General features: G+C 67.5%; 8 protein-coding genes. 4 read left to right on the top strand and 4 right to left on the bottom strand.

What is annotated here, in order from left to right:
• Nucleotides 1–46 precede the first annotated feature (46 nt).
• Nucleotides 47–1,306, top strand: a complete 1,260-nt coding sequence (locus GIY56_RS10600; protein ID WP_154764806.1) for a CAP domain-containing protein — start codon at nucleotides 47–49, stop codon at nucleotides 1,304–1,306.
• 236 nt (nucleotides 1,307–1,542) lie between these two features.
• Nucleotides 1,543–1,842 (top strand): DUF2218 domain-containing protein, encoded by a 300-nt coding sequence (locus GIY56_RS10595; protein ID WP_154764805.1) that lies wholly within the window; start codon nucleotides 1,543–1,545, stop codon nucleotides 1,840–1,842.
• 98 nt (nucleotides 1,843–1,940) lie between these two features.
• Here GIY56_RS10595 and cysN read toward each other — a convergent pair whose 3' ends face one another.
• The 3 genes from cysN to GIY56_RS10580 form a co-directional block, all read right to left on the bottom strand.
• Entirely contained in the window at nucleotides 1,941–3,854 is a 1,914-nt protein-coding gene (cysN, locus tag GIY56_RS10590) for a sulfate adenylyltransferase subunit CysN (protein ID WP_154764804.1), read from the bottom strand.
• Nucleotides 3,854–4,783, bottom strand: a complete 930-nt coding sequence (gene cysD, locus GIY56_RS10585) for a sulfate adenylyltransferase subunit CysD (RefSeq protein WP_154764803.1) — start codon at nucleotides 4,781–4,783, stop codon at nucleotides 3,854–3,856. Before cysD ends, cysN begins: the two co-directional genes overlap by 1 nt.
• 129 nt (nucleotides 4,784–4,912) lie before the next feature.
• A complete protein-coding gene (locus GIY56_RS10580) occupies nucleotides 4,913–6,154 on the bottom strand; it encodes an Hsp70 family protein (protein WP_154764802.1) in 1,242 nt (413 codons plus the stop codon).
• Between the two features lie 154 nt (nucleotides 6,155–6,308).
• Between GIY56_RS10580 and GIY56_RS10575 the strand changes: the two genes are divergently transcribed.
• The gene (locus GIY56_RS10575; protein ID WP_154764801.1) at nucleotides 6,309–7,439 is read left to right on the top strand and encodes an AI-2E family transporter; all 1,131 of its coding nucleotides are present in this window, start codon (nucleotides 6,309–6,311) and stop codon (nucleotides 7,437–7,439) included.
• A gap of 110 nt (nucleotides 7,440–7,549) precedes the next feature.
• On the top strand, nucleotides 7,550–8,737 hold the full coding sequence (gene nhaA, locus GIY56_RS10570) for a Na+/H+ antiporter NhaA (protein WP_154764800.1): 1,188 nt from the start codon (nucleotides 7,550–7,552) through the stop codon (nucleotides 8,735–8,737).
• A 246-nt stretch (nucleotides 8,738–8,983) separates the two neighbouring features.
• On the opposite strand, the gene GIY56_RS10565 is transcribed toward nhaA, so the two are convergent.
• Complete coding sequence (locus tag GIY56_RS10565) at nucleotides 8,984–10,759, bottom strand: SLC13 family permease (protein WP_154764799.1); 1,776 nt, start codon at nucleotides 10,757–10,759, stop codon at nucleotides 8,984–8,986.
• Between the last annotated feature and the right edge of the window lie 122 nt (nucleotides 10,760–10,881).

The following is a 10,881-nucleotide window of genomic DNA, read 5'->3' as shown; positions in this document are numbered from 1 at the left end:
TAGGATTGCATGACCTGCCCTTTTTCGCCACCTGCCGAGGTCCGCCATGTCCCATGCCAGCGCCGACGAGCGTTACTTCGCCACCCTGGTCAACCAGGCCCGCCGGGCCGAGGGGCTGGCGCCGCTGACCCTGGAAAAGCGCCTCAACGATTCCTCGGGGGCGCATAGCCGCTGGATGCTGAACGCGGATGTCTTTTCCCACACGGGGCAGGGCGGATCCTCGGCGCGCGAACGGATCGAGGCTGCGCGCTTCGATCTGGCCGGGTCGTGGATGACGGCCGAGAACATCGCCTATGTCAGCATCCGGGGCGAGGGCGACCTGCGCGACGAAATCCGCCAGCTGCACCAGAACCTGATGAACAGCCCGGGCCATCGCGCCAACATCATGGGCGACGCGGCCTTTGTCGGCATCGGGCTGGAGGTCGGCTTCATGACCGTCGGAGGCCGCGACTACAAGGTGCTGATGGCGACGCAGAACTTTGCCGACACCGACGGGCAGCTGCGCCTGGACAACGGCAGCTTCCTGCGGGTGGCCGAGCCGCAGCCGAACACGGCCATGCAGACGCGGGCGGCCTGGGAACAGGGCTTCGACGGCCGGGCCTTTGCGGCCGACGCCCCGGGTACGGCGCGCAATGACGATTACCGGCTGGGCGCAGGGAACGATTCGGTTGCCGCCGGGGATGGCAACGACTGGGTGGCGGGCCGGGCGGGCAACGACATCCTGCGAGGTGCGGCAGGGCATGACCGGCTGATCGGCGCCGGGGGGTCCGATGTCCTGGACGGCGGCCCGGGGAACGACACCCTGCAGGGCGGCGACGGGCTTGATCGTCTTTCCGGCGGGACCGGAAACGACATGCTGTGGGGGGATGCGGGCAATGACAGCCTGTGGGCGGCGGATGGCAGCGACCGCCTGCTGGGGGGCTTGGGCAACGATGTCCTGGCCGGCGGGACCGGCAATGACTGGCTGAGCGGCGATGCGGGCCACGACACCCTGTCGGGCGGCGAGGGCAACGACATGCTGCGGGGCGGCGCGGGCCGTGACCTGCTGAACGGCGGGGCAGGGGCGGACAGCTTCGTCTTTTCCATCGGCAGCGGGGCCGACACGGTCCAGGGCTATCAGCACGGCATCGACCGGCTGATCATCGACGCCGACCGGCTGGACGCCGATCCGGCCGTCTTCATGCGCGATCACATGGCCCGGACCGCGGCAGGCATCGTTATCGACCTTGGCGGCGGCGACCGGATCCTTGTCGCGGGCCAGACCCTGACGGTGGAGGGAGTGGCCAACGACATCTTCGGGTTCTGACATCGCCCCGCTGCATGGGCGAAATGCCCGCCATGACGATGGCGGGCAGACTCGTTAAGCCGTTGCACGGAAGCGATTTCACTTCGCGCAGCCAACGTGTGACGACTTGCCGGGTTCCGGCGGATCCGGCGGGCTGACGAAAACGTCAACCCCCTGGCAACCGTCCCGCGAATTGACAAGCGCAGGCCGCCGGGGCCTGTTGCGGGCACATGCCACGACAGATCAGGACAAGCCCGATGAGCATCGAACCCGGCAGCACCGGCCACTTCGCGACCCGCAACGCCCAAGGCTACATGACGCAGCTTTGCAAGCATTTCGCCCACAAGATCCCCGCCACGGTTCAGGGGAACGAGGGCCTCATCACCTTCGAGATCGGCCAGGCGCGGCTGGTCGCTCGGGACGGGGATCTGCAATGCACCGTCGCGGGCGCGGATGCGGCGGCCGTGGAACGCCTGCAAGGCATCATCGACAGCCATCTGGCGCGCTTCGCCTTTCGCGAGGCGTTCACCCGGATGGACTGGCAGCCTGCAGCCTGAAGGCCATGTCCGGCTGCCGCCGGCCCGGTTCCCGAAAGGCAAAGGGGCACCCGGCGGGTTCTGCCGGATGCCCCTTTTGCCTGCGGGAAAGCCGCGCCTCAGCCTTGGGACAGGATCGCCTCGACCACGCGGTCGGCGGCTTCCTCGGCCGAGAGGGCCACGGTGTTGACCACCAGCTCGGCCTGTTCGGGCGCCTCGTAGGGGCTGTCGATGCCGGTGAAGTTCTTCAGCTGGCCGGACCGCGCCTTCTTGTAGAGGCCCTTCACGTCGCGCTGCTCGGCCACCTCCAGGGGCGTGTCCACATAGACTTCCAGGAATTCGCCGGGGGCCATCATGTCGCGGACCATCCGCCGTTCCGCCCGGAAGGGCGAGATGAAGGCCGTCAGCACGATCAGGCCCGCGTCCGTCATCAGCTTCGCGACCTCGCCCACGCGGCGAACGTTTTCCACCCGGTCGGCATCGGTGAAGCCCAGGTCGCGGTTCAGCCCGTGGCGCACGTTGTCGCCGTCCAGCAGGAAGGTGTGCTTGCCCATCGCGTGCAGCTTGCGTTCCACGATATTGGCGATGGTCGATTTGCCCGAACCCGACAGGCCGGTGAACCAGACGACCTTGGCGCGCTGGTTCTTCTGCGCCGCGTGGGCGTCACGGTTCACGTCGGTCGATTGCCAGTGGATGTTCTGCGACCGGCGCAGCGCGAAATGCAGCATCCCGGCGGCGATGGTGGCGTTCGTCATCCGGTCGATCAGGATGAAGCCGCCCAGGTCGGGGTTGTCGCCGTAAGCCTCGAACGGGACGGGCCGGTCGGTCGAGATGTTGACCACGCCGATGGCATTGAGGCCCAGCGTCTTGCTGGCCAGATGTTCGGTCGTGTTGACGTTCACCTCGTATTTCGGCTCGGTGATGGTGGCGCTGACGGTCTGCGTGCCGATCTTGAGCAGATAGGGACGGCCCGGCAGCATTTCGGATTCCGCCATCCAGACCAGGGTGGCCTCGAACTGGTCGGCGACCTCGCAAGGCGCGTCGGCCTGCACGATCACGTCGCCGCGCGAACAGTCGATCTCGTCCGTGAAGGTCAGGGTCACGGACTGGCCCGCGACGGCCTGGGGCAGGTCGCCGTCGAAGGTCGCGATGGACTTGACGGTCGTGACCTTGCCCGAGGGCAGGACGCGCACCGGATCGCCGGGATGGACGGCGCCCGCGCTGATCTGGCCCGCGAAGCCGCGGAAATCCAGGTGCGGGCGGTTCACCCATTGCACGGCCATGCGGAACGGGCGGTCCTGCATCGCCGTGTCGTTGACCGGCGCTTCCTCCAGATGGCCCAGCAGCGTCGGTCCCTGGTACCAGTGCATGTCCGGGCTTTTGCTGACGATGTTGTCGCCCTTCAGCCCGGAAATCGGGATCGGCAGGAAGCTGTCCATGCCGATCTGCTTGGCGAAATGGCTGTATTCGGTGACGATCTCGTAGAACCGCTCGGCCGAGTAATCGACCAGGTCCATCTTGTTGACCGCCAGCACGACATTCTTGATGCCCAGCAGGTTCACCAGATAGGAATGCCGCCGGGTCTGGGTCAGCACGCCCTGGCGCGCGTCGATCAGGATTACCGCCAGGTCGGCGGTGGATGCGCCCGTGACCATGTTGCGGGTGTATTGTTCATGGCCCGGCGTGTCGGCCACGATGAACTTGCGCTTGTCGGTGGCGAAGAAGCGATAGGCCACGTCGATGGTGATGCCCTGTTCGCGTTCCGCGGCCAGGCCGTCGACCAGCAGGGCGAAGTCGATTTCCCCGCCTTGCGTGCCCGACACCTTGCTGTCGGCTTCCAGCGAGGCCAGCTGGTCCTCGAAGATCATCTTGCTGTCGTAAAGCAGCCGGCCGATCAGCGTCGATTTGCCGTCATCGACCGACCCGCAGGTGATGAAGCGCAGCATGGTCTTGTGCTGGTGCTTCAGCAGATAGGCGTCGATGTCCTGGGCGATCAGGGCATCGGTGACGTAAACGGGATCCTGCGCGTTCATCAGAAATACCCCTCTTGCTTCTTCTTCTCCATGGACGCGGCCTGGTCCTTGTCGATGGCGCGGCCCTGGCGTTCGGACGTGGTGGTCAGCAGCATTTCCTGGATCACCTCGGGCAGGGTGCTGGCCTCGGATTCCACCGCGCCGGTCAAGGGATAGCAGCCCAGCGTGCGGAACCGGACCGACCGCATCTGCGGGGTCTCGCCGTCCTTCAGCGGGAAGCGGTCGTCATCGACCATGATCAGCAGCCCGTCGCGTTCCACCACCGGGCGGGGTTCGCTGAAATACAGCGGCACGATCTCGATGCCTTCCAGGTGGATGTATTGCCAGATGTCCAGTTCCGTCCAGTTCGACAGCGGAAAGACCCGGATCGATTCGTCCTTGGCCTTGCGGGTGTTGTAAAGCTTCCACAGCTCGGGCCGCTGGTTCTTGGGATCCCAGCGGTGGTTCGCGGACCGGAACGAGAAGATTCGTTCCTTGGCGCGGGACTTTTCCTCGTCGCGCCGCGCGCCGCCGAAGGCCACGTCGAAGTTGTATTGGGTCAGCGCCTGCTTCAGCCCCTCGGTCTTCCACATGTCGGTGTGCATGGGGCCGTGGTCGAAGGGGTTGATGCCCTGTTCCATCGCCTCTGGGTTGTGGTGGACGATCAGGTCCATGCCCGCCGCCCGGGCCGCGCGGTCGCGCAACTCGTACATCGCCCGGAACTTCCAGGTCGTGTCCACGTGCAGCAGCGGAAAGGGGGGCGGCGCGGGGTAAAAGGCCTTGCGCGCCAGGTGCAACATGCAGGCGGAATCCTTGCCCACCGAATACAGCATCACCGGGTTTTCGGCATTCGCCACCACCTCGCGCATGATGTGGATGCTTTCGGCTTCGAGACGCTGCAAATGCGTCAGGGTCGCCGGGGCAAGGCCGGTGCTGGAATGGCTGTTCATGGCATCAACTCTCTTTGCATGGCGGCACGTGCTGCCCGAGTCAGGTCGGGCCACGCTATCGGCCAGCCCCGCCCCAGATGCAAGTTTAGAGTGTATTGCAAATCAGCATTTCCTGCAGATTTGCCGTCGTCAGGAACACTGTTCTGCCGCCGTGCCCAATGCCAGACCATCGACCACGGCGGTGAAGGCCTCGGACCGGCGGATCCGGGCGCCGGGCAGGTGCCGGGCGGCCAGATCGGACACGAGTCCCATCAGGCTGGACCCGCCGACCAGCACCACGCTGTTGATGTCGCCGGGCGACAGGCCCGCGCGGGCCAGCGTGTGGGCCAGGGCCTGGTCCAGGGCGCGGCCATGGTCCTGCAAGGCGTCGCTCAGGGAGGTGCCGCTGATCGGCGCGGCCAGGCCCGGCTCGATGAAGCCCATGGCGATCCGCGTGCCGGTGCCGCCGTTGGCCGCGATCTTGCCGCGTTCCACGGCGAATGCCAGGTCATGGCCCAGCTCGTCCCGCAGCACCGCGACCAGCCGGGCCAAGGCCGCCGGATCCTCGGCCAGCCGCGCCATCTGCTGGGCCTGCCTGCGGTTTTCGGGCGTATAGGCAAAGGGGATATGCGCCCAGGACGCCAGTTCGGCATAGATCGCGTTGGGCACCGGCAGCAGGCCCGGTCCCATCTCGCGCCGCAGCTGCGATCCGTGTCCCAGAAGCGGCATGGCATGGGTCAGGGACAGGGCCTGGTCGAAATCGGTGCCGCCCAGCCGGATGCCGTGGCTGGCGAGGATCCGCACCCGCCCGCCCTCGGCCCGATAGACGGAAAAATCCGAGGTGCCGCCGCCGATGTCCACGATCAGCCCGGTTTCACCCAGGGCGCCCCCGCCGTGGCAGGCCAGCGCGGCGGCCTCGGGTTCGCGCAGGAAGGCCACGTGGTCGAAGCCCGCGGCGTGATAGCAGGCGCGCAGGTCGGATTCGGCCCGGGCGTCGCGGGCGGGGTCGGGATGGAAACGGACCGGCCTGCCGGACAGGGCATGGGTGAAGGTCCGGCCTGTCGCGGTTCCAGCCCGCTGGCGCAATTCGGCTAGAAAGGCGGTGATCACCTGCGCCAGGCTGCGCCGTTTGCCGCCGATCAGGCGGGATTCGTGCAGCAAGGGCGTGCCCAGAACGCTTTTCAGCGCGCGCATGTAGCGGCCTTCCTCGGCCCCGGTCAGGGCCTGTGCCGCGGCTTCGCCGATGCGCATCGCCCCGCCGCGTGCGGGAAAGAAGACCGCGGTGGGCAGCGTGTCCGCCCCGGCCTCGATCGGAACGCGCCGCACCGCGCCGTCCTCCAGGATCGCGGCGGCGGAATTCGAGGTTCCGAAGTCGATGGCAAGGATGGACATGCGGCGGTCCCCGGTCAAAGCCCGGTGGGCTAGCCCGTCGCACCCCTGCCTGCAAGGGCCGGCCGGTCGATTTCCCGCAAGACGGGTTGACGCGGCGATCAACAATGCAACAGTCAGGCACACAGCGGCTAACCGAAGGAACGGGCGCCAAGGCATGATCGAACCCCATCACGCAACCCCAAGGCGTGACGCGCCCGAGCCGGACGAGCCGGTGACGCCCTTTCCGCTGATCAGCGACATTTCGGCCGCGCGATGGCTGCTGGTCTTCATCATCGCCGCGGCGGCCTATTTCTTCCACGGCTTCCTGGTGCCGGTGCTGGCGGCGACGATCATCGCCTTTGCGAGCTGGCCCCTGTCGCGCAGCGTCCAGCGCGGCCTGGGCATCGACCGCACCACGACCGCGGCGCTGTTCGTCCTGGTGATCGTGCTGTTCCTGGTCGTGCCGGTCGCGATGGCGCTGCTGTACGCGTTCCGCGAATTGCAGCAATGGATCTGGTGGGTGTTCGCCGTGAACGCCAACGGCGCGCCCACGCCCTCGTGGATGGTGGACCTGCCGCAGATCGGCGACTGGATCGACGAACAATGGTCCCGCCATATCGGCCGCCCCGGCGCCATCGCCGAACTGGTGCAGCTGACCAGCGGGAACACCATCGCATCCATCTATCGCAGCGTGCTGGCGGCGGGGAACGTGGCCTTCCACCTGGCGCTGAACCTTTTGTTCATGCTGATCGCGCTGTTCGTGTTCTATCGCGACGGCCACAAGATCGCGGGCCAGATCGACATCGTGGGCGCGCGCATCCTGCCCCGCCGCTGGGAACGGCTGTCGCGGGTGGTGCCGCTGACCATCAGCGCCACCGTCACCGGCATGGCCCTGATCGCCATCGGCGAGGGGGTCGTCCTGGGCATCGCCTACTGGATCGCGGGCGTGCCCTCGCCGGTGACGCTGGGGGTGATAACCGGCGTCATGGCGCTGATCCCGGGGGGCGCGCCCTTGTGCTTCACGCTGGTGTCGATCTACCTGGCGGCCAGCGGATCGCCCCTGGCGGGCGTGTTGCTGTTCGTCTGGGGTTCGGTCGAGCTGTTCGTCGTGGACAAGACCATCCGCCCCGTGCTGGTCGGCGGCCCGGTCAAGATGCCCTTCCTGCCCACGTTCTTCGGGCTGGTGGGGGGCGTCAAGACCATGGGCATCGTGGGCCTGTTCGTGGGTCCGGTGCTGATGGCGCTGCTGGTCGCCATCTGGCGCGAATGGCTGCGCGAAATCCGCACCCCTCCGCAAGGCCCTTGATCGGCGGGCCGGGCTGAATATGATCCCGGCCATGGCGTGTGCTGCGTGCGCCCAGGGACCACCCCTGAATACGGAGACTGGTCGCAACCGTTTCTGACAAGGGGGCTTTCATGGCAGGCCGCATTCAAAACACCATCCGCAAGTTCCTGGACAACGGCACCGCCGGGGGGCTGCTGCTGATCGCGGCGGCGGTGCTGGCGCTGGTCGTCGCCAACTCGCCGCTGGCGGGCGGCTATTTCCACGCGCTGCACGCTTATGTCGGGCCGCTGTCGGTCGCGCACTGGATCAACGACGCGCTGATGGCGCTGTTCTTCCTGATGGTGGGCCTGGAGATCAAGCGAGAGATGGTGGACGGCCACCTGTCGTCCTGGCCGCGCCGCATCCTGCCCGGGGTCGCGGCGGCGGCGGGCATGGCGGTGCCGGCGCTGGTCTATCTGTTCTTCACCGCGGGGACCGAGGCCACGCGGGGTTGGGCGATCCCGTCGGCCACCGACATCGCCTTCGCGCTTGGCGTGATCTCGCTTCTGGGGTCGCGGGTGCCCACCTCGCTCAAGGTCTTCCTGGCGGCGCTGGCGATCATCGACGACCTGGGCGCGGTGGTGGTGATCGGGCTGTTCTACACCACCGGGCTGTCGCCGGTCGATCTGGGCGTGGCGGCGGCGATCTTCGCGGTCCTGGTGATCCTGAACCGCGCGGGCGTCTGCCGCCTGTGGCCCTATCTGATCCTTGGCGCGGTCCTGTGGTTCTTCGTCTGGCGGTCGGGGATCCACGCGACCATCGCGGGCGTGGCTCTGGCCCTGACCGTGCCCCTGAAGCGCACCCCCGCCACGCCCGAGGCGCGCGGGTCCGAAAGCCCGCTGCACCAGCTGGAACATGCGCTGATCGTGCCGGTGTCATTCGTCATCATCCCGGTCTTCGGCTTTGCCAATGCGGGCGTCAGCTTCGCGGGCGTGGGGGCGGACGCGCTGCTGGCGCCAGTCACGATGGGGGTGGCCGCGGGCCTGGCCCTGGGCAAGGTCGTGGGCATCTTCGGCGCGGTGGCGATCCTGGTGCGGCTGGATTGGGCGGATCTGCCCGCAGGCGCAAGCTGGCTGCAGATGCTGGGCACCGCGCTGTTGTGCGGCATCGGCTTCACCATGAGCCTGTTCATTTCGCTCCTGGCCTTTGCCGACCCGCTGTTGCAGGACGAGGCCAAGATCGGCATCCTGCTGGGATCGCTGATTTCCGGGCTTGCAGGCTATGCGGTGCTGCGCTTCGCGAAACGCGAGGCGCCGCGCCGGATGCAGCCCGCGCGCTAGGGCCGGAAGGGCAGTCACTCCAGGACAGGAACATCATCGACACGGGCGGGTGCCACCAGAGACGGTGCAGCCCGCGACCACGAGAGGCCAGCGCCCGACCTGGTGGGCGTGAAGCGCCCGCCTGGGGCGGGGCGGGCGCTGGCCGGGCTTTTGAAGCCCGGCGGTTCAGGCGGCAACGTCGCGAGGTGGCGAAGGCGATGGCCTTCGCCAATCGGGGTCGGGGTGCCGACAAGGATGTCGATCCGTCTAGACCGGCCAGACCGCCAGGATCAGCGGCACCCCGGTCAGCACCACCAGCACCGACAAGGGCAGGCCCAGCCGGGGATAGTCGCTGAAGCGGTATCCCCCCGGCCCCATCACCAGCGTGTTGCACTGGTGCCCGATGGGTGTCAGGAAATCGCAGCCCGCGCCCACGGCGACGGCCATCAGGAAGGCCTCGGGCGCATAGCCGAGCGTCCCCGCGAAGGTCACGGCGATCGGAGCCATGACCAGAACGGTGGCCGCGTTGTTCAGGAACGGCGTCACCGCCATGGCCGCCACCATGATCAGCGCGACCGCCCCCCAGACCGGCAGGCCGGTCGCCACGTCCGACAGCCAGGCGCCGATCAGGTCGGTGCCGCCGGTGGTCTGCAAGGCCCCGCTGACCGGGATCAGCGCGCCCAGCATGATCAGCAGCGGCCATTCGACGGCCTCGTAGGCGCGTTCCGGGCTGATCGCGCCGGTCACGATCATCAGCACCGCCGCGCCGAAAAAGGCGATGGCCACCGGCACGAGGCCCGCGGCGGTCAATGCCATGGCCGCGCCCAGAATGATCAAGGGCAGCAGTTCCTTGCGCACGCTGCCGATCTGCAGGCTGCGTTCCGCCAGGGGCAACAGGCCCAGCGTGCGGATGCGGTCGGGCAACAGCTCGACCGGGCCTTGCAGCAGCAGCACGTCGCCCGCCTGCAGCCGGGTCTTGGACAGCCGTTCCGTCATCCGGTGGCCCGACCGCGACACGGCCAGCAGGCTGATGCCCTGTTCGTCGAACAGCCGGATGCTGCCCACGCTTTGGCCGACCATGGACGATTGGACGGTGGTCACCGCCTCGATCACGCCGATCTTGCTGGCGGGCAGTTCCAGCTTGGACGCCGTGTCATGCCCGGTCAGTTCCAGCCCGCCCCGGGTGACGGCGCGTTCCAGCCCGTCCGGCTCTCCGCGCAACAGCAGGATGTCGCCCGATTCGATGGCGGTGTCGAACAGCACGACCTTGCGCCGCTCTCCGCCCCGGATCAGGCCGGTCACGGTGATCTCGGCATCGGCCATGCCGATCAGCGCGCCGACCGTCACGCCCACCGTGGCCGATCCTTCCGGCACCCTTGCCTCGGTGTTGTAGTCGCTGATCTTCACCGCCTCGCCCAGGGACGCGGTGGCCCGCCTGTCGGACGGCAGCAGGCGCCAGGCGAACATCAGGAAGAGGACGCCCACCGCCGACAGGCCAAGGCCCACCGGGGCGAAGTCGAACATGCGGAAGGGCTGGCCGGTCATCTCCTCGCGCACCCCCGACACGATGATGTTGGGCGACGTGCCGACCAGCGTGATGAGACCCCCCAGAAGCGAGCCGAAGGACATGGGCATCAGGTACAAGGACGGCGACTGGCCGGATTTCCGCGCCATCTTCAGCGCGGCGGGCATCATCATCGCCAGGGCGCCGATGTTCTTGACCAGCGACGACAACAGCGTGACCGTGCCCACCAGCACCAGAAGCTGCACCCCCATGGTGGTGAACTTGCGCACCAGCCAGCGCAGCACCGCCTCGATCAGGCCCGACCGCGACACGGCGGCGCTGACCACCAAGGCGCTGCCCACGATGATGACGATGTCGTCGGAAAAACCGGTAAAGGCGTCGTCGGGCGAAACCGTTCCCGCCAGCAGGGAGGCCAGCAGCGCCAGCATCGCCACCACGTCGTATCGAAGCCTGCCCCAGATGAACAAGACCATCATCACGCCGACGATGGCGAAGGCAAGCATCTGCTGTGTTGTCATGGAAAGCCCTTCCTTGCGCCCCTTGCGCAAAAGGGCCACCGCAAAACCGATCCGGGAAAGGATTGGTTGCCCCGCGGAGGGGCGCGAACGGCAAGATTTTTCTCCCGGGCGCCGGGGACCGG

Source organism: Paracoccus lichenicola, from assembly GCF_009708075.1.
Classification (GTDB): domain Bacteria; phylum Pseudomonadota; class Alphaproteobacteria; order Rhodobacterales; family Rhodobacteraceae; genus Paracoccus; species Paracoccus lichenicola.
This window is presented reverse-complemented; position numbering and strand designations above follow the sequence as displayed.

Excerpts from the sequence above, each read along its gene's own strand:
- GIY56_RS10600 (WP_154764806.1), top strand. The coding sequence starts at position 47 with ATGTCCCATGCCAGCGCCGACGAGCGTTACTTCGCCACCCTGGTCAAC.
- GIY56_RS10595 (WP_154764805.1), top strand. The coding sequence starts at position 1,543 with ATGAGCATCGAACCCGGCAGCACCGGCCACTTCGCGACCCGCAACGCC.
- cysN (WP_154764804.1), bottom strand. The coding sequence starts at position 3,854 with ATGAACGCGCAGGATCCCGTTTACGTCACCGATGCCCTGATCGCCCAG.
- cysD (WP_154764803.1), bottom strand. The coding sequence starts at position 4,783 with ATGAACAGCCATTCCAGCACCGGCCTTGCCCCGGCGACCCTGACGCAT.
- GIY56_RS10580 (WP_154764802.1), bottom strand. The coding sequence starts at position 6,154 with ATGTCCATCCTTGCCATCGACTTCGGAACCTCGAATTCCGCCGCCGCG.
- GIY56_RS10575 (WP_154764801.1), top strand. The coding sequence starts at position 6,309 with ATGATCGAACCCCATCACGCAACCCCAAGGCGTGACGCGCCCGAGCCG.
- nhaA (WP_154764800.1), top strand. The coding sequence starts at position 7,550 with ATGGCAGGCCGCATTCAAAACACCATCCGCAAGTTCCTGGACAACGGC.
- GIY56_RS10565 (WP_154764799.1), bottom strand. The coding sequence starts at position 10,759 with ATGACAACACAGCAGATGCTTGCCTTCGCCATCGTCGGCGTGATGATG.